The 20,294-nt window shown below is 50.5% G+C and carries 24 protein-coding genes and 1 pseudogene; 6 read left to right on the plus strand and 19 right to left on the minus strand.

Annotation, left to right across the window (positions count from 1 at the left end):
* Position 1: 1 nt before the first annotated feature.
* From WMO20_RS05970 to WMO20_RS06060, 19 genes and pseudogenes are all read right to left on the minus strand, one after another.
* On the minus strand, positions 2-598 hold the full coding sequence (locus WMO20_RS05970) for a type II toxin-antitoxin system PemK/MazF family toxin (RefSeq protein WP_349186118.1): 597 nt from the start codon (positions 596-598) through the stop codon (positions 2-4).
* 254 nt (positions 599-852) lie between these two features.
* Positions 853-1,323 (minus strand): hypothetical protein, encoded by a 471-nt coding sequence (locus tag WMO20_RS05975; RefSeq protein ID WP_349186119.1) that lies wholly within the window; start codon positions 1,321-1,323, stop codon positions 853-855.
* Positions 1,283-1,825 carry a hypothetical protein gene (locus WMO20_RS05980; RefSeq protein ID WP_173702772.1) on the minus strand — a complete coding sequence of 181 codons (543 nt, stop codon included), beginning with the start codon at positions 1,823-1,825 and terminating at the stop codon, positions 1,283-1,285. The genes WMO20_RS05975 and WMO20_RS05980 overlap by 41 nt, the downstream gene beginning before the upstream one ends.
* A gap of 33 nt (positions 1,826-1,858) precedes the next feature.
* Entirely contained in the window at positions 1,859-2,239 is a 381-nt protein-coding gene (locus WMO20_RS05985; RefSeq protein WP_243873313.1) for a hypothetical protein, read from the minus strand.
* On the minus strand, positions 2,239-3,000 hold the full coding sequence (locus WMO20_RS05990) for a hypothetical protein (protein ID WP_349186120.1): 762 nt from the start codon (positions 2,998-3,000) through the stop codon (positions 2,239-2,241). Before WMO20_RS05990 ends, WMO20_RS05985 begins: the two co-directional genes overlap by 1 nt.
* A 9-nt stretch (positions 3,001-3,009) precedes the next feature.
* Positions 3,010-4,392 (minus strand): annotated as a pseudogene (locus tag WMO20_RS05995) (SNF2-related protein).
* A 7-nt stretch (positions 4,393-4,399) separates the two neighbouring features.
* Positions 4,400-4,807, minus strand: a complete 408-nt coding sequence (locus WMO20_RS06000) for a VRR-NUC domain-containing protein (RefSeq protein ID WP_330599548.1) — start codon at positions 4,805-4,807, stop codon at positions 4,400-4,402.
* On the minus strand, positions 4,794-5,030 hold the full coding sequence (locus WMO20_RS06005; RefSeq protein WP_173702770.1) for a hypothetical protein: 237 nt from the start codon (positions 5,028-5,030) through the stop codon (positions 4,794-4,796). The genes WMO20_RS06000 and WMO20_RS06005 overlap by 14 nt, the downstream gene beginning before the upstream one ends.
* 10 nt (positions 5,031-5,040) lie before the next feature.
* The gene (locus WMO20_RS06010; protein WP_173702769.1) at positions 5,041-6,108 is read right to left on the minus strand and encodes a DUF932 domain-containing protein; all 1,068 of its coding nucleotides are present in this window, start codon (positions 6,106-6,108) and stop codon (positions 5,041-5,043) included.
* Positions 6,109-6,207: 99 nt separating this feature from the next.
* Entirely contained in the window at positions 6,208-6,546 is a 339-nt protein-coding gene (locus WMO20_RS06015) for a hypothetical protein (RefSeq protein WP_173702768.1), read from the minus strand.
* 12 nt (positions 6,547-6,558) lie between these two features.
* Entirely contained in the window at positions 6,559-8,556 is a 1,998-nt protein-coding gene (locus tag WMO20_RS06020) for a DNA polymerase (RefSeq protein WP_349186121.1), read from the minus strand.
* A gap of 120 nt (positions 8,557-8,676) precedes the next feature.
* Entirely contained in the window at positions 8,677-9,264 is a 588-nt protein-coding gene (locus WMO20_RS06025; protein WP_179985299.1) for a DUF2815 family protein, read from the minus strand.
* Between the two features lie 89 nt (positions 9,265-9,353).
* Entirely contained in the window at positions 9,354-10,577 is a 1,224-nt protein-coding gene (locus tag WMO20_RS06030) for a DUF2800 domain-containing protein (RefSeq protein WP_349186122.1), read from the minus strand.
* An 11-nt stretch (positions 10,578-10,588) separates the two neighbouring features.
* Positions 10,589-11,281 (minus strand): hypothetical protein, encoded by a 693-nt coding sequence (locus WMO20_RS06035; protein WP_349186123.1) that lies wholly within the window; start codon positions 11,279-11,281, stop codon positions 10,589-10,591.
* Positions 11,278-11,742 carry a hypothetical protein gene (locus WMO20_RS06040; protein WP_349186124.1) on the minus strand — a complete coding sequence of 155 codons (465 nt, stop codon included), beginning with the start codon at positions 11,740-11,742 and terminating at the stop codon, positions 11,278-11,280. The genes WMO20_RS06035 and WMO20_RS06040 overlap by 4 nt, the downstream gene beginning before the upstream one ends.
* The gene (locus tag WMO20_RS06045; protein ID WP_349186125.1) at positions 11,735-12,334 is read right to left on the minus strand and encodes a DUF7768 domain-containing protein; all 600 of its coding nucleotides are present in this window, start codon (positions 12,332-12,334) and stop codon (positions 11,735-11,737) included. The genes WMO20_RS06040 and WMO20_RS06045 overlap by 8 nt, the downstream gene beginning before the upstream one ends.
* Before the next feature lie 83 nt (positions 12,335-12,417).
* Positions 12,418-13,173, minus strand: a complete 756-nt coding sequence (locus WMO20_RS06050) for a sigma-70 family RNA polymerase sigma factor (protein ID WP_349186126.1) — start codon at positions 13,171-13,173, stop codon at positions 12,418-12,420.
* A 481-nt stretch (positions 13,174-13,654) separates the two neighbouring features.
* Complete coding sequence (locus WMO20_RS06055; RefSeq protein ID WP_173702761.1) at positions 13,655-14,005, minus strand: helix-turn-helix domain-containing protein; 351 nt, start codon at positions 14,003-14,005, stop codon at positions 13,655-13,657.
* Between the two features lie 1,213 nt (positions 14,006-15,218).
* Positions 15,219-16,118, minus strand: coding sequence for a helix-turn-helix transcriptional regulator (locus tag WMO20_RS06060; protein ID WP_349186127.1), 900 nt, complete (start codon positions 16,116-16,118; stop codon positions 15,219-15,221).
* A 359-nt stretch (positions 16,119-16,477) separates the two neighbouring features.
* Between WMO20_RS06060 and WMO20_RS06065 the strand changes: the two genes are divergently transcribed.
* Genes WMO20_RS06065 through WMO20_RS06090 form a run of 6 tightly spaced genes read left to right on the plus strand, consistent with a single transcriptional unit; the run spans position 16,478 to position 20,161 of the window.
* Complete coding sequence (locus WMO20_RS06065) at positions 16,478-16,972, plus strand: helix-turn-helix domain-containing protein (protein ID WP_089984792.1); 495 nt, start codon at positions 16,478-16,480, stop codon at positions 16,970-16,972.
* A 27-nt stretch (positions 16,973-16,999) separates the two neighbouring features.
* Positions 17,000-17,665: an ImmA/IrrE family metallo-endopeptidase gene (locus tag WMO20_RS06070; RefSeq protein ID WP_349186128.1), complete on the plus strand. Its 666-nt coding sequence runs from the start codon at positions 17,000-17,002 to the stop codon at positions 17,663-17,665.
* Positions 17,666-17,683: 18 nt separating this feature from the next.
* Entirely contained in the window at positions 17,684-17,956 is a 273-nt protein-coding gene (locus WMO20_RS06075; protein WP_055058486.1) for a hypothetical protein, read from the plus strand.
* Positions 17,957-17,970: 14 nt separating this feature from the next.
* Positions 17,971-18,195 carry a hypothetical protein gene (locus tag WMO20_RS06080; protein WP_173702759.1) on the plus strand — a complete coding sequence of 75 codons (225 nt, stop codon included), beginning with the start codon at positions 17,971-17,973 and terminating at the stop codon, positions 18,193-18,195.
* A gap of 29 nt (positions 18,196-18,224) precedes the next feature.
* Positions 18,225-19,697 (plus strand): Y-family DNA polymerase, encoded by a 1,473-nt coding sequence (locus WMO20_RS06085; RefSeq protein ID WP_055058488.1) that lies wholly within the window; start codon positions 18,225-18,227, stop codon positions 19,695-19,697.
* Positions 19,698-19,708: 11 nt separating this feature from the next.
* Positions 19,709-20,161, plus strand: coding sequence for a YolD-like family protein (locus WMO20_RS06090; protein WP_055058489.1), 453 nt, complete (start codon positions 19,709-19,711; stop codon positions 20,159-20,161).
* Positions 20,162-20,294 lie beyond the last annotated feature (133 nt).

Raw genomic sequence — 20,294 nt, forward strand, 5'->3', positions numbered from 1 at the left:
GTTAGACCTCCTTCCTGCCGTGTACAGCGTTGCTGCCGTAATTGGCATTGCTGCCGCGCACAGCATTTTCGTCTGTATTTTGTTTGTTTTTCTTAGTACTGTGCATATCAAACTGCCTTGCCACAGCCTGTTCAATCTCCTGCTTTTTCTCAGCAGAGATCACCCTGCAAAGGCGTCCAAACAGTGCCGACTGGTCGATCGTTGTGATCTGCTCGACCAGCAAAATGGAATCCTCCAGTCGTTCCGCTCTGAGCATCTCACAATGTGCTTCTGTCAGCACGATATGTGTTGGCAGGTCGAGCTTTTTCATCTTGCTCGTAAGCGGAATAACTGTGAAGGTCTGCGAATAACGGTTCGCAATATCGTTTGTCAGGATCAGCACCGGACGGTTCCCACTCTGCACACAGGTGCCATAATGGTTACCAAGTTCTGCAAACCAGATCTCATACTGCTTCGGGATTCTGGTCGTCGGCCAGTTGTAAGCGGGGAAGCTGTCATAAGTTGTGTGGCTGCTTTCCTGCTGCTTTTCGGTGCTGTGGTTATGCGTGGCGGCGCTTTTATGCTTGGTGCAGCCACGCTTGTTGATGTACTTGTTCACATGGATCTTCCTGCCGCGCGGCAGAATCCGTGCGTTGCTTTTCTTTCTCCCCATTCTGGGTTTCACCTCTTCTCTCCTGATACAAAAACAGCCGTCCGGAATCCGAATCCGTGACGGCACAACATGTAAAAAGCGGATAAAAATTCTGGGCAGCTTTCGCTCCCAGCACTCTTATCCACTCCCGGTTTTATCTTATTTTCCTAGTATAAAGTATAGCAAAAAGCCGATGTACGCATAAGAATCAATTTTCCTAATTAACTGCTGTTTTTCCTAAAAAAGCCCTCTTTTTCCAGATTTACTACAAATTCTTTGAAGCCTTTTCCCTTGTAATAATCTGCCCTGCTTTTTCCAAAAGAACAGCCGTTGGAATCCTTCATCGACTTCAATGGAATACGCTCAAAATAGAACTGTCTGACTGCTACCCTCGCATCAGAATCAGACACCCGGCTCAGAGCCAGTTCCATAATACGAAGCTGTGTGCTCTGCTTGTCGTATTCCCTTTTGCACTCCGTATACATCTCTTTCTTGATGCCGCGCTCCAAATCGGAGATGGCCGCTGCCTGTTCCTGTTTGATCTCGGCCAGCATCTTCTCCTTTTCCGCAATGTCTGCCTTGAGTTTTTCATAACCGCCACAGGCATCTTTTGCTATGGCTTCATGCCGTTTATCCGGCTGAAAACTCCACTTAATCGGTCTTCCCACATTCTCCCCTCCTGTGTCTGTCATGCAAGCGGATCACATCCGCAATCCCCTGCAATGCAGTTTCTTTCTCTCGCTCCACCACCCGGCGGCTTAAAGTTCTCCCATCCATACCAGTGATCTCCGACTGCTTTCTGCCGTCCACAAAGAGCTGCTCTGCCACAATCCGTGTACACCCCCGAAGACTGCGCAGTCCAACCTCGAACAGCTCGATATCTTCACAGACCTTGTAATAGGGTTCCAGAAACTGCTCGGTGCGCTGGGTCTGCACTTCCCGGTTCATGGATGCCAGCACCTTGTCACAGTTCAGCACGGTGCGCTCCACCGGATTTGATGTACCGCTGGTCTGGACACGCTCGGATTCCTCATGTGCGCCCTGCGACAGCTTGTAGATGATCTCGTCCTTAGTGTAAAACCAGGACCGGGAATCCTCGTACTGCTGCCGGAGCATATCCCGCCTGTGTACCAGCAGCCTGTAGGAATCAGCCAGTTCCTTTGCCTGTTCCATATACTCCATCTCGTCTGCCATACTGCACCTCCTGTTCTGGTCTGCTTATTTTTATCACGTAATGTCACCTAACGCCCGGATGTGCTCCGGAGTCAGAGCAGCACCGGCTTCCGTGAGCAGCTTCACGAGCTTTTTCATCTCTCGCTCCGCTTTCCGGCGCAGGTTTTCTGCCCTCCTCTTTCTACGCTCCACGGCTTCAACCTTCACTCTTGCCTGCACACCTGAAATGAGTGTGCAGGCATCCAGATCCGTCAGCGTGTTGTACCAGTTGGAGTGAAAGAAACCTTCCAGCCTCTTTTTCTCAAACTGCGCATCCCGGTTGTTCGGATGGTCCTCCAGACGGAACAGTACAGTTTTATAATCCTTGACAGCCTGCATGATGATTGCATTCGCCAGATTCTCGTAGCATTCCAGATTGTCTGCTGCCATTCCCATCAGTCGTTCACCCTGCCCTTTCCTGAATCATTCTCTTTTGTGTCGTACCACGGTGCCGGCACCTTCTGTCCATCCAATCCATACTTAAACATATAGATGGAATACCATGCTACCTCATACATGCAGTCGATCAGTTTGCGGTTCGGCTCCGGCATCAGAGCTGCATTCCGCACAAACAGGTCAACAAAGTTTTCTTCCCTGTCTGTCACCAGACGGTGCTCCTTCGCATCGATCAGGATTTCAGCAAAGCGATAGCACTTTCTCTTGTTCTGCTGAATCCAATCGAAACGCCAGGTAACCGCATCCAGAATCGTCTGTTTGGTATCCTCCGCCGTCAGCTTCGGTGCATCCGGGTGTTTGCCTGCCGCCACTGCTTTCGCATAGCATTCCTCCGCACGGTCTTCCGCACAGAAACGCTTGTGAAACTGAAGCTCGTAGGCTTTTGCCTGACACATGAGCAGTTCGATCTCATGCTCATAGGCTTCCTTCGCCAGCATATCCTGTGTAACTCGCAGGTCAGAGGTCTTACGGGCGGGTGTTTCCCCGAAGATCGCACAGAGCAGGCCGGTGCCACTGTACGGACGGAACATCGCATACGGTGTGAAAAATCCGTCACTGTCGCGCTTCCGCTTGCCGGTCTGCACATGCGGTGCAGTCTTGTAGTGATATCGGTCCGTGTCCATAACACTGGAGCTGCGCTTTCTCTCTGCGGCGCGGTCCTTTGCATTCAGAAATTTGTAATTGCTCGTATTCTTTTCCATAATCTTCTCCTACTCCTCCAGCCGTGCTCTGACGGCAGATATCAGCTTTTCCTGTGTCATGTCCTTCTGCTCCAGCGCAGCCATGACATCCTCGTCTACTGTGTTTTTCGTGATGATGTGGTGAATGGTCACCACATGGGTCTGTCCCTGCCGCCAAAGCCGGGCATTGGTCTGCTGATACAACTCCAAAGACCAGGTCAGCCCAAACCAGATCAGGATGTGTCCGCCCTGCTGGATGTTCAGACCATGTCCGGCCGATGCAGGGTGGATCAGTGCGACCGGGATGTTCCCGGCATTCCAGTCCTTGATGTCAGTGCTGCTCTTGATGTCCCGAACTTTGATTTTCAGCTTCGACAGATGGCTGATGATACGCTCCCTGTCATGCTTAAACCAATAAGCTACCAGCACCGGCTGTCCGTTGGCGGCTTCGATCAGGTCTTCGAGAGCTTCCAGCTTGTGGTCGTGAATGACTCTCGCCTTGCCATTCTCGTCATATACCGCGCCATTGCTCATCTGCAACAGCTTCCCTGTCAGTGATGCAGCATTGGCAGCGTCTATGTCACCGTCTTTCAGCGGAATCAAAAGATCCTGCCGGAGCATATCGTAGAGTTCCCTTTCCTGCGTGTTCATCTCAACTTCATACCTTGTAGGTACACAATCCGGCATATTGAGATAATCCAGAGCCTTCATAGAAATCGTGATGTCAGAGATCCGCTGGTAGATCATCTCCTCTGCTCCCTGTCTGGGTACATACTGGAACACGATTCCTGTTGCCGGGTTCATCGACCCAGCCTTAAAGTAGGCTTCCCGGTAGCGGCCGATAAACTTTCCAAGGCGCTCCCCGCCATCCAGAATCCCAATCTCTGCCCACAAATCCATAAGGCCGTTGGAAGAAGGTGTGCCGGTCAGACCAACCCACCGCTTCACAAACGGGCGGACTTTTCGCAGGAACTTAAAACGCTGGGACTGATAGTTTTTGAACGATGACAGCTCATCGATCACAACCATGCCAAAATCCCAGCGCATGCCATTTTTCTCGTAATACTCCACCAACCACTTGATGTTCTCCCGATTGACAATGTAGATCATCGCCGGGTGGTGGACTGCCGCAATCCGGGTCTTAACATCTCCAACAATAACGGAAATGTCCAGACCTTTCAGATGGTCCCATTTCTCGATTTCTGCCGGCCATGTGTCACGGGCAACTCGCAGCGGTGCGATGATGAGGACCTTGTTGACCTCAAAAGTCTCAAGCATAAGGTCTTTGATGGCAGAAAGTGTAATAACGGTCTTTCCTTAACCCAAGCCCATATCCAAGAAAAGTGCTGCAATCGGGTGCGTTTTAATATACTCGGTGCAGTAACTCTGATAATCGTGTGGAATGAACTTCATAGCGGCATCACCTCCTCCCGGCATCCTGTGCCCGTGTTTCCGGCTCATCGCTTTGTGTATCTCCCTGCGGCAGCGTAACTTCCGGCATCTCCGGGATCTTTGCTCCGATTCCCTGTGGGAGAGGTTCACCCGGCGTCCAGTGCAGGAGTGCGTCCACCGCAGGCTGAATCTGCTCCAAACGGTCAACGCAGAACACCGGAAAGCCCAGTGCCTCCAGCTGCTGTCTGCGCTTCCGCTGAAGGATTCGCATCTGCTTGCCCGGAGCTTTCAGCTCCACAAACGCACACTTGCCACCGATCAGTAGAACCAACCGATCCGGCACGCCGTTCATAGTCTGACTGGTAAATTTAAGGGCCTGTCCTCCGACGGCCCTTACTGCTTCCACAAACCGCTTTTCGACTTCATTCTCCCTCATCCGACTTCGCCTCCTCTGCCCGCCATGCACCGATGCGTGGGCGTTTCTTTTCCTGGTATTCCTTTTTCGGGCGTTTCCTTGGGCGGTGCTTCTTCCTGCGCTCTTCCCGAACCACATTGCCGATGGCTTCATTGGCTGTCGGGTCCGGGTGGCTGTGGCTGACTTTCCTGTTTGGAGCGCTTTCCTCTTTGTGTTCTGTGATCCAGTGAATGACCTCTTCCATAGCCGCCCCCTCACTGATTGATCTGCTTCCACTGCTGCGGCTCCATCGTGGCGACCTGCCAGCCGATGCCTTCCAGTGTGGTGGCACGGTCATAGGAAACCACGTCCTGCGATGCGCGGGTCACCGCATTGGAAAGGCCGTACAGAGAAAGGTCGCCGCCTTCGATGAGGTACTTGAGGATGCCTTCCTGCTCCTCGGCATTGATGCCATAGCTCTGCGCGGTCAGCTGCACCACGTCCTGCACCTTGCCGGTGATCGGTACTGCCATAGATTCCTGCAGGCGGCCGACCACCTGCGAGAATCTGCTCTCGTCAATAGCGGCCATCGTGGTATCGCGGAGCTTCAGCAGAAATGCCTTGTCTTCCGCTTCCATCGTTTCATCCGAATACAGTGCAAAGCTGTCCTCCACTGCCTTTGCCTGCCGGCCGACATGGTGGCGGCGTTCGCCCATGTCGTTCACTATCATACCGTTGGTGCAGACCAGACGGTATACCAGCGGCTGAATGGATACAGCCCCCAGACCAACCTCGGAGTTGGAGATCATCACACCGGCCTGTACGATATCGCCCTTGCGGACTTCCATCTCCAGACGGTGATTGACCACCTTGAGGTACAGACGGTTTTCCGTCACCTCGCAAGACATCACCTCGTACTGATCGTTTCCGGCGAACAGAGGCAGGACAGATGTGGCGATTTCCATGTTGTCAATTCGGTGGTACCGTTCCGACAGCAGCGCACGGGCCACCTGTCCGGCACCGTAATCCATTGAACGGACCATGTAAGAACTGGGCTTGTCCGCAAACCAGCTGTTCACGTTCTCAGCCAGAAGCTCCGGTTTCTGTGCCTGCATGAGATCATAGTATTTGGCCGGGATACCCAGTGCCGAAGCCACCTGACGATGGAACAGCGAGGTCGTACCGAACACCTCCTGCTGGCTGGTGGTAAGATGGTTGATCTCAAAGGTGTGTCCATCTTCCCGGAGACGCATTCCCTGCGCCGGACTGATGAAGTCCTGCTTTGCCTGATTCTGACGGTTCAACTCGACCAGGACTTCCTGCAAATTTCTTCCTGTTTTCATAGTGTTTTCCCTTTCATTTCTGCGGCGCATATTTATACGCCTGTTTATGCGTCTGTGTCCTTATAACAATGACGCCGTGTTATTCTAAGTTCCAAGTGCTTACAATTCCCGGTTGATCATCTGCCGGATGATCTTGACCGCTCCCTGCATACGCCTGCGGCTCAACCTGGTATCCTGCAGGAGTGTGTCCAGAGCATCCACCTCGTCCCGAATGTTACAGAGGACTGACCGCTGGTGGTCTGCAAGTCGTTCACCATCCCGTTCCATGCGGTCATACTCTTTTTCGTAATCATCGATATCCTCCACATTGGTTTCGATATACTCCTCGATCTCCCGGCGGAGTTCCTCGCCGGCATAGTCCTCGACTGCATCCAACAGGTCTCGGATACCAAATGGTGTCAGGAGTTTTCCGTCCTTCATTTTCAGTACATGCGGCATCTTGCTCCCCCCTTAGTCTTTGAAATAGTAGTCACCCTTGTAACCAGCTGCAGCCAACGGCAAGCCCTTACACCATGCCGGATTGACGGACATCAGCTTACAGACTTCATCCACTGTATACTGATCCTTTGGTGCCTCGATGATGACTTCATCGTGAACATGGGCCACAATGTTCAGGTCTTCTGCTGAGATGCGGTCCATTGACTCCGCCAGAATGTCACGGGCAATCGCCTGTGTCGCATTCTCGACCAGCCGACCGGAGTAGGTTTCCTGTCTGCTCCACTTGTGATTCTGTCCCATGCCCTCATAGGTCAGGCTCATACGACCGAAGCGGTTCGGCTGCTGTCTCGGCTTCAGATAGGCGAGCCTCCTGCCTGACGGAAGCACCATCCAGAGGGTGCCGGAATAGAACTCAAAGGCGATCTTGCCGACCTCCTGTCGTTCCCCGGTCTTATAGGCAGTCATTGCAGCTTTTTCGGTATCCCACCAGTACTGCACGATCTTCGGGTTGGCTTCCCGCCATGAGTCGATGATTTCCGGGAGTTCTTCTTCCTTCAGTCCCATCTGCAACGCACCCATGCTGATGAGTGCGCCGGAGGAACCGCCATATCCACAAGCCAAAGTTGCGATCTTTCCTTTCTGCCGCAGGTCACCGTTGATGCCGTGCTTGACGACCGGAACATGGAACATCTGGGAAGCAGTGGCACAGTAGAGATCCTCGCCGTTCTGGAACGCATCCAGCACCCACTGCTCCTCTGCCTCCCACGCCAGTACACGGGCTTCAATGGCAGAAAAGTCAGCAACGATGAACTCGCAGCCCTCTTTCGGAATCAACATCGTGCGGATCAGCTGGGACAGGACATCCGGTGTATTACCGTAGATGCTCTCGACCATATCGAAGCACCCCAGCTTCACGAGTGTTCTTGCTTCGTCCAGCGTGGAAATGTGGTTCTGTGGAAGGTTTTGCAACTGGATATTCCGGCCGGAATATCGTCCGGTGCGGCTTGCGCCGTAGAACTGGAAAAGCCCCCTGGCTCTGCCGTCCGGGCAGACACAGCGTTCCGCTGCCTGGTATTTCTTCACAGAGCTTTTCGCCATCTGGAGTCGGAGCTTCAGCATATCCAGTGCTTCCGCATCGACCCCGTTCTTGTCCAACTCCGTGATCATCTGCGCCACATCCTTTTTGCCGAGTGTATCCATCGGAATCCCGCGATCCTCCAGCCAAGTCTTCAGCTGGGATACGGAATTCGGATTTTCCAGCCCGGTCAGCTCGTAGGCTTTTTTGCTCATGGCATCGGAGAGCATCAGGTCACAGGTGATTGCTTCCTGTACCAGCTCCGTATCAATCCGCACGCCACGGTCATTGATGCGCTCATTGGTGCGGTAGTGCTGCCATTCCAGTTCCGGCATCGGAAACTTCTTCAGCCGTTTGTAGATGTCCACCTCGGTGTTGACATCCTGAATGCAGTAATACTTAAACTTCGCCCAGTCCGCCGGGTAATGCTCCGGGAGATTCCGGGTGCGCATCCCATTTGACTTGGTCGGCTTGCACGGTACAGAAAACAGCTTGATGAGCCTCTCACCTTCTTTGTCTTTCTGCTGGCTGGTCTTCAGTACCGTACCGACATCCTTCAGTGCCAGCGGCAAAGTCAGCGATGCCGCCATTACCATCGTGCAGATCCAGCTATCCGGCGAAAGAAAATCTCCCGGTTTCAGATACTGTCCGGGACAGTACCGGTTCAGATGAACAGAGAAACAGACACGTTCAAAGGCAGCATTGTGTGCGATCAGCCGCACACTTCCGGACTGAAATGCCTCCAGCAGTTCCATTGGAATGGTTTCTCCTGATGCAAGGTCAGCGCACTTGGTTTCACCAAAGCCGGCTCCCTCATCGGTTGCCCAGGCAATCAGCAGGATCTCAAAGCTAGGGTCCGTAGCATAGCGGTACAGACCACATTTTCCGATGTCCACCTCGCTGTAAGTCTCAATATCGACCAATATTTCTTTCAAAAATCTCACCCCTTCGTTTGAATCAATCCGTCATGTGAATCAATTTTTCATGTAAAAACCGGGAGATGTTCTGACACATCCCCCGGCCTGCTTACTTAGCTGTGTACAAATTGTCCGTGCTTAACGCAGGTAATCTGGCAGTTCCTCACCGGCGTCTCCGCCCAGAACATCCTCATCATCTTCCAGCGCATCAAAGTCAGCGTCTGCAGACGCACGTCCGGACAAACGGTCACCGTCCTTGACGAACTGGATATTGCCCAGACCTACTGCTACGCCACGGTTACCGTTGGCATTGAACGGGTAGAAATTGACGCTGACATTGCAGAAGCAGCCGGAGTAGACCATCATCGGGTCAACCACAGGCTGGACGTGACGGTCAACGACCTGCGGTGCATCCTTACTGGTGGCGTTCAGGAAGAAGTGCTCCTGATAGTTCTCATCATCCGGACGGTCAATGTCACCATCACGCAGCGGAAGTTTCAGGTTCGGAGGGAGCTTACCGCCCCACTTGCGGACCTTGCCATCTTCCTTCGCTGCTTCGACCGCCTTGTGGATCGCCAGCAGGGTCTTCTTATCGTCCTTCGGGATCAGACAGGAAACGGAATACTTCGCCTCACTGCCATTGATGCTCTTCGGCTCGAAGATGTTGGCAAAAGAGATACGGCACGGGATAACGAGCTTCGTTGCACTGGTAATTTTCTTAGCCATAATAAAAATCCTCCAAATTCTTTTGTGATGCCGCGCCTCTTATCTGACTGCGGCATCCTGTTGTGTAATGCGGTTTTCTATGTCCAGCCTCAGTCAAGGGGCGTGAACTCATCCTCGGCAGTCTCCAGATCGACTGCCTCTCTGGGATTGGAGTTTGGTACAAGCGCCAGCTTACCGGGTGACTTGACCACATACTCTCCCAGAATCTCTTTGAACTTTTTCTTTCCCATGAGCTTTTCAAACTCAGTAAGGGAGATCAGCTCGGTCTTATAGATGTCGGTGTATCCGGCTTTTTCTGCTGCGGCCACCACTGACTTTGTGTCAAGGAACTGCCGCTTGCTCCTGCCCTCGACCACCTTATAGCCATCCCACGCAACGCCGTGGTTGATGGCTTCGGAACTGACATAAGCAAAAATCGCTTCGATCCAGGACTCAATACGGTTCAGGGTCGGAAGCATCTTTTCGATGTCCGTCTTGGAAAGGAGTGCTGGGGACTTGAAGGTCGGTGCGGAGGTGTCCGGATTATAAGCTGCTGTGGCATCGGTCTCCTCCGCCTCATCGGTAAGAACACCTTCGTCCAGATCCAGAAATTCTTCCTTCACCAGTGCCAGAGCTTCTTCGGCACAGGCTTTGCAGGAAGTCCTCGCCCTGCAGAACCGGCACCAGTCACCGGGAACCTGCTCACCTTTTCCTTCAAAGGCCAGCTTCGCCCTCGGTCTGACATAGGTCTCTGCCCAGTCCAGCAGTTCCTCCACACTGCATTCATACGTTGAGATATTTTCCAGTCGCGGCTGGATAATGGTCATGGACACCTGCTTGATGTTATACAGGTATCCGTAGGCGTGATAAGCGCCCAAGGCGTACAGCATCATCTGCGAATTGTGGTCACAGCTGACGAATACGCCTTTGCCGTTCTTGTAATCCATGACATACAGTGTCCCGTCTGCGATGATCACGCAGTCGCCGGTACCGAAGCCAGATGGAACCAGATAGCTGTAATCGAGCCGCTCCTCCACCATGACCAGTGGATGCGGGCAGGTTTCCTTGATGCGCTCCACCGTTGAAATGATGAACTCTGCGTAGATGTCGGTGTTCGTTTCCATCTCCTCGTTCTCGTACTCGGAGGTCGGACGCTGCACCCTCTCATGCAGGTACTTGCGGAGCTTATACTCACCCAGCGCATGGGCGGCTGTTCCTTCCTCGGCATACACCGAGGACTCATTTGGAAAGTTCTGCTCCAGCCTTGCCGATGGCGTACAGTTCAGCCACCGCTTCGAGCTGGAAGCAGACAGGATTGCGTGTACTTCTGGCATAATGACCTCCCTTAAATCTGGGAGACATCAGCCAGAAATGCTTCGTACTTTTCCGCAGGCAGATCAGACAGCTGGGCGACACCATAGGTCTTCAGAAGCTGGCCAATCTTCTCGTTGTTGTCGCGCTTCTTTTTGATCTTCGCCACAATGACCGCTGTGATATCATCCTTGGTGATTGCCACCGCAGACGGTGTCTTAACGGCAGCAGGCGTTTCCTGCTTACATGGCTGAGCCTTATCCGACTGTTTGGTCTTATCAGGCGGCTCGTCCTTCCGGCCGGTCTCTTTCACCTGACCGGTATCCTCGCCCCACGGCAGGGCATCTGCATCATCCGCTGGGAAGTTTTCTTCTTCCTCTGCTTCCCCGGCACTGTTCTCGGCATCCGGCTGTATGTCTGCAGTGGCATCGCTGTTGCTGTCAGTGACAGGTTCCTCCAGCTTGTCTGAAGCCTCCTCGACCTTTCGGATCTTCTTGATCGGCTTCTTGCGGGGATGCGATGCTGCTGCACCTTTCTTCTCAGACACGGCAGGAGCTTCCTGATCCACGATCGGGAAGATACGCTTATCCTCCGGGGCAGCATCTGCGCCCAGAAGTTCAAGCTGATCAGACACGCCTTCAAACATCTGGGCAAGTCCTTCAAAAACCTCGGTCAGCCCGTCCACGACCTTCTTTGGAGCATTCAGAACATTCATCTCATCCATCATACCTTGTCCTCCTCATCCATGTTCTCGCCCCAAATGGAATCGAGGTACTCCTCCTGGGCGGCCAGCACTGCCAGAATGACCTTCTCGCACAAACCGGTCTTTGCCTTGATGAGACCGATCATCGCATCCACATCAATGTCCTCCGGCTCGTCCTCATCAGGCTCATCCGTTTCATCGGAGTCACCCTCGAAGTTGTTGTAGGAAGTCATGCGTTCATCCATGTGGATATGCAGGTTGTCGATGTGGATATTGATCGGCACGGTCTTGACCTGTCCGCCCTGCGGCACCGCTTCCGACTTCTCAGTTTCCGGCTGAACCGCCTCCTGCGCATCTTCCGCAGCCTTAACATTCTCCTGCATCTTGTCCACTACATCCTTGAGAGGAATGCGGACAGCCTTGCCTTCCTTGAGCATTTCCACGATGATCTCCTCCAGAGTCCCGTTCTTCTTTTCGTTAGCCATTGTTTTCCTCACTTTCTGCAGCTTCCTGCTGCCCGTTGCTGTTTTCAGCTTTCCTATCATCCAGCGGAACATGGTACTGTTCCGAGATGCTCTTTAAGAGCAGTTCGATCACTCGCCCCGGCTCCGGCAGATTGCGTACCGGCTTGTTCAGCTCATGCGCTTTCTCGATCTCTGCCGCCATCCCTTCGGATATCGTGTTACCGAACACCCAGAGCTCGTCCGCCTCCTCCAGCCAGCGCATTCCCAGCTTCATGCCGGTGTTACGCTCCTGTGCATCCTCATCCTTTAAGAACTGGGTGAAGTACAGGTGCGGTGCCAGCGGTAGAAACCCCAGTGTGGTGAGAATCCTGCAGGCGGTCTTGGCGCGGTTGATATTCGCCATCAGCTCATCTTTCCTGCATTCCTCTGTTTTTGAAGTCGGTCGGTATGGCGAGCAGACGAAAATTTTCTTCGGTGTCGTTGCAGCCGCTTTGTTTACTGTATCCGCACCCACGGCTGCGGCATCCGGTTCAGTAGCCGGATCTCCCCCGCCGGGTGGACGCTCAATCGAATCGGTGGTCTGCTGGATGACCTTATCGTTTACTGCTTTCATAGGTTCTTACCTCCTTGATGTATTGAGGATTTTGTATCCTTACATAAAGCACACCGTTTGGAGCTGTTTGGGAGGTACTTTCCTTAAAAGTTTTTTCTAATTTTTTTCAAAGCACCTTCCAGGCAGTTTCCAACAGAGCGGCGACCGATACCAATTTCCTCTGCGATCTCCTGCTGGGTCATACCTTTATAGAAGTAGAGCTGGACCACTTCCATCTGACGCTCGGTCAGCTTGCTCATGGCAGCATACAGACGGCGCAGTTCCTTGTCTGCCAGCATCTCGGCATTGTCTTCATCCAAAAAATCCACCATAATAGAAGCGGACCAGTCAGAGCCATCGCACTCCAGCGGCACCTGCTCAAACTTTGCAGCAGTCTTACTGAGGTTATGTTCCATACGCTTCTCCCCTTCCATCAGAAGGCGCAGGCTCCACTCTGCATCCTCGAAGGTCTCTGCCGGCACGATCTGGTGTGTGCCATCGGTGAAATCGTAGCGGTAATCTCCGCAGCGATCCACGGCCATGACAGTGTGGGCACTGTCCACCTCGTAAACTGCATAGCCGTTTTCATAGGCCGTCAGCTTTGCACCGTTCACGCTCGTGCGGGCTACTGCCACCGGGTTCATCTCCATGAGGGTCTTGAAAGTCGGGAGCTTCTTCTCCACCACAGTGTCGATCATTCCTTTCAGCTCACGCAGGGTGATGTGTGCATTCAGAGCCACCTGCTCTGCAGCCTGTGCCGCGCTTGCTGCCATCTGGCTGACTGCCACCTGCGGCTGGCGAACCTCCATCACACCTACTCCACCGTTGATTGCTACTGCTCCAGTCATCATGTTCATCATTGTTTTGTCCTTTCCCCCGGACTTCTGGGAGGGAAGGATACTGAAAGCTCTGGCTTTGAAGAACATGCATGGCAGATTCGCCGCATCCTCATGAAACGGACAGACTCTGCGGTCAAAAAGGCGCAAAAAGCCCGGTTCTAAAGAAGGTTAGAATGATCCCATGTTCAGTCCTCCAGCTCCAGCAAATAACTCTGCTGTGCTGTCAGATCGCTTATGGTATCCTTCGCCTGCTCTAGAATCGGGCTTCGATATTTTTTTAATTTGTCCGAGGTACTGCCGACAGGTGCTTTCGTTTTGGCTCTGTGGGCTTGTCCCTTGAACTGTTTATAGTCTACCAGTTGGAAAGGCTCTTGCAGATGGCAGATAAGCCACACTTCTGTGGCGAATTCGCCACATTTTCATATCGACTCTGTGAAAGCCCTATATCGGCAGTAAAAAAGGCAAAAAAATACCGCACAGACACTTTTGATCTGTACGGTACTTAACCAGCCATAGCCACATGACTTTCTTGGAATAAGAACGCATCAATGGTTTCTTTTACCATCTCTTGATGCCTGGAGCTCAACTTCTCATATTTTTCTTGAATTGAAACTGCTGTGTTTTCTGGCTCTTCTTCGTCCATCAGTGCGTCCATTGAAACGCCAAGGGCTTTTGCAAATTTACGCAGCAGTGTGCTGCTCATTATACCTTTCGCTCCATTCTCATACTTGGAGATGTCAGCTCGGTCAATATCCACCGCATTGCTCAAATCTGCCTGCGACCATCCCAGCCGCAATCGGTACTTTCTTATATTCTGACCCAATATATATTCTTCGCTGTGAATATCGACCATGCTGCTCACCTCCTTCCTCTTTCGTACTTTTACTTGATTATATCCGACCTAGGTTTCTTTCCGGTCTAATTCATTTTTTCAGATAACTTTTTTAATTGCTCTGGATGGGCAACCTCCATTTCCTTTGTACTTATCCAAATATGGTACCCTTCCGCCTTCTGTCCATAAACGACAAAAAGACCGGAGCAAATAAAGATTCAAGTGCATCGAATGCTACAATACTTGTTTCTTTATTTACTCCGGTCTACAGATTCTTTTATCTATATGTACCGGCATGTACCAGATTGATAGTTACTTTTCAACCTCAAACAAGCGCACTTCGACCCAACAAATTAGTAAAAATTAATTTAAACTATTTAATTCAAACTATTTAATAGATTTTCCTGCGGCACTATGCCGCCAATTCAACAGTAAATAAATAATTAATTTTACTAAATATGTAATCTTTGTACGCCGTTCGCTCACCCAATTATCTGGTGAGCATTGTGGCATCAATCAACTATCTTTCTCAGTACACCTCCTATATGACTACGATTTCGATATATTTATACAATTAAACTTTTCCACAATTTGTGGTAAATTTAATTATATCAGATATAATTCCGTCCGTAAATAGGTTCTGGAAAATTTTGTCATATAGTTCAGAATCAAGTCGTTTTTTTGTGCATACTGCATATGTTCTATTTATCATCAGAATCTCCTTGGAACTTCACCCTTTCTCCCACTAAGCTGGATTTCCACTACTAAGTAATAACCCAGTATTTCATATTTTTTAGACGTCTGCGTGATGTAAAGATGCTCTCAGCATCGCTTTTGTAAACTCAGATAACAAAAAAAGCCGAGGCAGACCCAAGACAACCTAAACTAAGATCATCTAAAGTCTACCTCGGCTTACCACGCACACTACGCTTTCCAGCATATCCGGGCAGCACCTGCAGGCAGGTGTAAATTCAATCAGGCTGGCTCACACGTCCTGCGGTGAGTCAAGCGGTTACTGGGATCAGTCACATCCTGAGCTGTTCCTTTTTGTCTTCAAAGGTCATGTACGGACCAGAATAACATTGCTCATTAAAATCATCCAGGTACTCATACCCCTGCAATTGCCCGTTCTTCACATAGGCAACAGCCTTACGGCCATTTACAACTGCACGGGTTGCAAGGAGCACCCGCTTTCCTTGCGACGTATAAATTCCACATTTTGAAATCAATATCCTCATCTCCCATCTTGTACCTTAAACACTGACTTCTCTGTTCCATCGATTCGCGGAATGCAAAATTCATCTTTCACACATCGGTTCACCGGATCAATCAGAATAAAAGAGAAATAATCTCTAATCCTGCACCCAGCATAATACTCTCTCGCCTGTTCAATCATAGCCACATGGTTTACTACTACTGAAACCTTCATGCCATGCTCACGAGGACTCTCCATATATGCCATCGCAAACAGCTGATTCATCTTGCTAATCGTACCTCTGCCGATTCCTGCCGTATAAGACTTGCACTCAAACAGCCATGTATCAATGCCTTCTTCCAAAAGAGCATTTGTCCGAATTGCGAAATCAGCCATATAATGTTTGGTTCTTGGCCAGATCATATTTTCGTAGGAAACCAGTTCTACAAAATAGCCGTTCATAAGGAATGCGTTCTGCAGCGTTTCCCTGTAATTTTGCTCTAACATATATCCGGTAAGCGTCTTCGCTGCATTCCGTAAGAACGTATTTGATGAATTGGAATCTGGCTCAATATTCTGCTCTTCTGCGATATCCGCCAAGCCAAAAACAATCTGAGATGGAGAGACAACCGCTCCCTCTGTACCAGCAGGAACAAGTTTCACCATTCCGTTTGCCGCCAGCAGTTTCTCCAGTGTGACCCCACTGTTCGGATCTGCAGCCTTTGATATCGCCACCAACACCTCATCAGAACAGGCGGTTGTGTTCTTCATATTGATAATACGGGAAATCGTCGATGTGTTTACCCCGCACTCATTCGCAAAGTCATTCATCGACCGTTCTCCCTTTGCACTCAGAACCAACTGACTCAGCACTTCCAGGTCAGCCTTTCCCGTCCGAATGTAATCAGGAAAAAGATTCGTTATCTTCTTTCTTCCCATCGGTGTCACACCTCCTCTGTTTATATAGTAGCACATCATTGCATACTTGTCAATATTACGCAATGATTTTGTTTTGTTGCTTTTATTGCATTTCTTAACTCGAAGTTGCGTTATGCTAAGTCCATGTTACAGCCACAGTTACATCCCATACCATAATAAAAAGGAACAGAAGTTCATTTCCCTATTGACTTCTACAACTTCTTATTGTATTATAGGAACAGAAGTTCACGAACTGTTGTTCTTAGTATATGGGAACAGTTGTTCCTTGTCAAGTAGGCTTTACAAAAAAATTGCTGCTTCTCACCGGCCACTTTCCCTTCCGGCAAAAAACAGCAAAATATCCCACATGGAGGCATGACATGAAAAAAGATACGAACTTACTAGACACACAGGATGTCCGGGCTGAAGCAGCCACCGCGCTTACACCGAATGCGACCAACGGTGAAAAAATCAAAGCTCTGCGAACCGCACAAGGTATGAGCATGGCCGAACTCTCCAGACGAGCATCCATGTCTGATCGTGCCATCCGCTATATCGAAGCCGGCGAGCGCGAACCAAGCGTGGACGCAATCCAGAAGATTGCCGCTGCTCTTGGTGTCACGACCGACTACTTTATGGACGATGCCACCTTCCAGAAGGAACTCAGCGATGACCAATTCTACGCTGATGTCCGTAAGAAGTATGGCTCCCGCGGTGTAGCGCAGGCAAAGAAAATAAAAGAACAGACCTCTGCCCTTTTTGCAGGCGGCGAGCTGTCCGAAGAAGATCAGGCTAATTTCATTAAGGAAATGGAAGCCCTCTTCCTTGACGCAAAAGAAGAGGCAAAAAAGTTTACTCCTAAAAAATATCTGTAATTGAATTGCAGAAGAAAGGAGTCGCTGTTGAACAACTTTGCTATTACTGCCGCCGACGCTGTAAGCCGCCGATACAAGAGCAATGATCCGGAAGCTATCATTGCCCAGCGCGCCATTAAAATCAAAGACATCCGGTTCTGTGAAGAGCTCCTTGGGTTTTACACGGTACTTCTAAACTGCGAATACATCGGCATCAATCCAAACTGCTCAAAGCAACAACGCAGATCCGCACTGGCCCACGAACTTGGGCACGCTATCTTCGACCGGAAACATGCGGCATCCGGTCAGGCTTTCCAAGATACATATTTTTATAGTCTCAGCAACGCAAAAGCAGAACGCAGGGCGAACACATTTGCTGCTGAACTGCTGTTGTCAGATGATGATGTGCTGAAGCCAATCGGCTTCTATGAATTTAACGCCGACAGGCTTCAGATGGAGGCTTCTCTGCCAACCCACTGCTCCAGCACATACCCTGCCTTGAAATACCACGAGCTTCTGCAGGACTTTCAATACACGCATACAGGATTCGCCACCCTTGAGGAGATCGCACAGGTGGCTGGAATCGAAAAAAACTTTGTTGATTTTAAACTGAACATTCTTACCGCAAAAGGGTACCAGCTTCCTGCTGTGCCGGAGCTCAAGAGCAACTTTCTGAAGGATTCTATGAAGAATTGCTCTAAAAGCTACGATTAAACATGGAGGTGACTGCTTATGACAAAAGAACGAGTCTATGTAAAGGTATCCTCCGACTTTGATTCTACAGGCTATATGCAGCCGACATCGATCACCTGGTCGGATGGACGTACCTTCCCAATCGAAACCGTGCGTGATTTCCGCCCCGCCGGGACTGCCGATAACGGTTACTCTGGTGACTGTTTTACTGTGCTCATCCAGGGGCAAGAGAAGCATCTGTTCTTTGAGCACCTTGATCCACGCTTCAACGGTCGGTTAGGCCGGTGGTTCGTGGAACGAGCGGCGCAATAAATAGGAGGAGCATCATGACTTTGATAGAAAAACTCAGCAATCTCGGTGGTATCGTTGATCGGGATGAAATGGCAAAAGCGTGTTCAGAAATTCCAGATGAAGATCTTCGTCTGGCTCTTATGACTCTCGCACTAACCTATGATCAAAACATCAAGATAAACGAAGAAATCTTCCAAAAGCAAAGCCGCGAGATTGAACGTCTTCAGAAAGAGATAGATGAACTGAAAAAAGCAAAATAACGCGCAGTCAGAAAGGAGGATAATGTACGATGCAACGCACATATCTTGCGATAGATCTTAAAAGCTATTACGCGAGTGCGGAATGCGCCGCTCGACACCTCGATCCGCTTACCACAAATCTGGTCGTGGCGGATTCCTCCCGCACTGAGAAAACCATCTGCCTTGCTGTATCCCCTTCCCTGAAAGCCTATGGCATTCCAGGTCGCGCCAGACTGTTTGAAGTCGTGCAGAAGGTCAAGGAGGTCAATGCAAACCGGTTAAGGGAAGCGGTACGATTAAGAAAAGCTGTGTATAAGGACGGTAAGCCATCCTTCTCCTCTGCTTCCTATGATTCCTTATCGCTTGCCGCCGACCCGTCACTCGAACTCTCTTACCTTGTTGCACCACCCCGGATGGCATATTATGAAAAGGTGTCGCGGCAGATTTATGGCATCTATCTGAAATACATCGCGCCAGAGGACATCATGGTATATTCCATTGACGAGGTGTTCATCGATGCCACCCCGTACCTATCCCACTATAATATGACCGCACACGACCTTGTCATGACAATGATCCGGGAAGTGCTTTATACGACCGGCATCACTGCCACCGCCGGGATTGGTACGAATCTGTATCTGGCGAAGCTGGCAATGGACATCACTGCCAAACACGCTGCGCCTGACAAGGACGGAGTCCGTATCGCTGAGCTGGATGAAGAGAGTTTCCGTTATCTCCTCTGGGATCACAAGCCACTCACAGACTTCTGGATGACTGGCCCCGGCACTGTCAAGCGGTTAGAAAAACACGGTATTCATACAATGGGCGAGCTGGCCTATTTCAGCACCGTCAATCAGGATATCTTATATAAGGAATTCGGTGTTGATGCCGAACTGCTGATTGACCATGCTTGGGGTCTGGAACCCTGCGACATGAAAAAAATCAAAGCCTACAAACCCAGCACCAACAGTATCTCTGAAGGACAGGTGCTCTCCTGCCCTTACCCATATGACAAAGCCAGGATCATTGTCATGGAGATGGCTGACAGCTTAGTATTACAATTAACGGATAAAGGGCTGGTTACGGACAGTCTGACACTGGATGTTGGCTATGACCGGGAAAACTGTGACTGCGGAAAGTACAGAGGTCCAGTACACATCGACCACTACGGCCGCACCGTTCCGAAAGGTGCTCATGGCAGCACAAAACTGGATAACCCGACCAATCTCGGCAGTATCCTGATCTCTGCCACAACTGAGCTGTTCGAGAGAATAGCGGATAAAACACTGACGGTAAGACGGATCACAATAGCCGCCAACCGTGTGGTCAAAGATGAGGGATTCTTCCAAGTTGACCTATTCACGGACACAACCAAACTGGAAAAAGAGAAAAAGCTACAGAATGCGATGCTGGGTCTCAAGAAGAAGTTCGGCAAGAACGCTGTACTAAAAGGAACCAACTATCTGGACGGCGCTACGATGAGAGAAAGAAATCAACAGATAGGCGGCCACAAGGCCAAGTGAGGAGGGAGAACATGGACTACAAGAACACACCGGAAGGCAGATCCGTCCAAAGTAAGTATGGCAAAATACTCCATGCTTCCCGCCCGGAGCCGCCACATAATCATCCCCGGATGCCGATGTCAAATCGCGCTAAAATCTTCTCTCCTTTTGCCGCCTTGCGAGGCTATGAGGATGAGATTACTTCTGAAGGCAGAGATCATCTCAAAGGAAACAGAATCGAGCTGTCTGAAGAAGGCAAGCAAGCTCTGAGCCAAAAGATCAGCCAGCTTCGAAAAGGACAAGAGCTCACAATAAAATATTTCACGGACGGCTACTATGAGAATGTAGCCGGAGTATTGGATGCTGTGGATGCGATAACTAAAGAACTACGAATTTACACAGGATTTATAAATGATACCGGCAAAGAGCTGCCGACCATTATTGCATTTGAAGATATATTAGAGATTGGGGTGAATATGACTTGAATTACTACTTTTGCGATGCCTGCCGCTACTGCTTCTCTGCAGAGAAGCTACCCGACCGTTGTCCTGACTGTGGAGCGGTAGCACACAATAATAAAAAGGCAGTACGGCCGGCGAGTAAAACGGAAATCGAGGA

Origin of the sequence: Faecalibacterium intestinale (assembly GCF_040096575.1) — a bacterium.
Lineage (GTDB): Bacteria > Bacillota > Clostridia > Oscillospirales > Ruminococcaceae > Faecalibacterium > Faecalibacterium intestinale.

Bases quoted from the DNA above. Each gene is read 5' to 3' on its own strand.
- WMO20_RS05975 (WP_349186119.1), bottom strand. From the start codon at position 1,323: ATGACAGACACAGGAGGGGAGAATGTGGGAAGACCGATTAAGTGGAGT.
- WMO20_RS05980 (WP_173702772.1), bottom strand. From the start codon at position 1,825: ATGGCAGACGAGATGGAGTATATGGAACAGGCAAAGGAACTGGCTGAT.
- WMO20_RS05985 (WP_243873313.1), bottom strand. From the start codon at position 2,239: ATGGGAATGGCAGCAGACAATCTGGAATGCTACGAGAATCTGGCGAAT.
- WMO20_RS05990 (WP_349186120.1), bottom strand. From the start codon at position 3,000: ATGGAAAAGAATACGAGCAATTACAAATTTCTGAATGCAAAGGACCGC.
- WMO20_RS06000 (WP_330599548.1), bottom strand. From the start codon at position 4,807: ATGAGGGAGAATGAAGTCGAAAAGCGGTTTGTGGAAGCAGTAAGGGCC.
- WMO20_RS06005 (WP_173702770.1), bottom strand. From the start codon at position 5,030: ATGGAAGAGGTCATTCACTGGATCACAGAACACAAAGAGGAAAGCGCT.
- WMO20_RS06010 (WP_173702769.1), bottom strand. From the start codon at position 6,108: ATGAAAACAGGAAGAAATTTGCAGGAAGTCCTGGTCGAGTTGAACCGT.
- WMO20_RS06015 (WP_173702768.1), bottom strand. From the start codon at position 6,546: ATGCCGCATGTACTGAAAATGAAGGACGGAAAACTCCTGACACCATTT.
- WMO20_RS06025 (WP_179985299.1), bottom strand. From the start codon at position 9,264: ATGGCTAAGAAAATTACCAGTGCAACGAAGCTCGTTATCCCGTGCCGT.
- WMO20_RS06030 (WP_349186122.1), bottom strand. From the start codon at position 10,577: ATGCCAGAAGTACACGCAATCCTGTCTGCTTCCAGCTCGAAGCGGTGG.
- WMO20_RS06035 (WP_349186123.1), bottom strand. From the start codon at position 11,281: ATGATGGATGAGATGAATGTTCTGAATGCTCCAAAGAAGGTCGTGGAC.
- WMO20_RS06040 (WP_349186124.1), bottom strand. From the start codon at position 11,742: ATGGCTAACGAAAAGAAGAACGGGACTCTGGAGGAGATCATCGTGGAA.
- WMO20_RS06045 (WP_349186125.1), bottom strand. From the start codon at position 12,334: ATGAAAGCAGTAAACGATAAGGTCATCCAGCAGACCACCGATTCGATT.
- WMO20_RS06050 (WP_349186126.1), bottom strand. From the start codon at position 13,173: ATGATGAACATGATGACTGGAGCAGTAGCAATCAACGGTGGAGTAGGT.
- WMO20_RS06055 (WP_173702761.1), bottom strand. From the start codon at position 14,005: ATGGTCGATATTCACAGCGAAGAATATATATTGGGTCAGAATATAAGA.
- WMO20_RS06060 (WP_349186127.1), bottom strand. From the start codon at position 16,118: ATGGGAAGAAAGAAGATAACGAATCTTTTTCCTGATTACATTCGGACG.
- WMO20_RS06065 (WP_089984792.1), top strand. From the start codon at position 16,478: ATGAAAAAAGATACGAACTTACTAGACACACAGGATGTCCGGGCTGAA.
- WMO20_RS06075 (WP_055058486.1), top strand. From the start codon at position 17,684: ATGACAAAAGAACGAGTCTATGTAAAGGTATCCTCCGACTTTGATTCT.
- WMO20_RS06080 (WP_173702759.1), top strand. From the start codon at position 17,971: ATGACTTTGATAGAAAAACTCAGCAATCTCGGTGGTATCGTTGATCGG.
- WMO20_RS06085 (WP_055058488.1), top strand. From the start codon at position 18,225: ATGCAACGCACATATCTTGCGATAGATCTTAAAAGCTATTACGCGAGT.
- WMO20_RS06090 (WP_055058489.1), top strand. From the start codon at position 19,709: ATGGACTACAAGAACACACCGGAAGGCAGATCCGTCCAAAGTAAGTAT.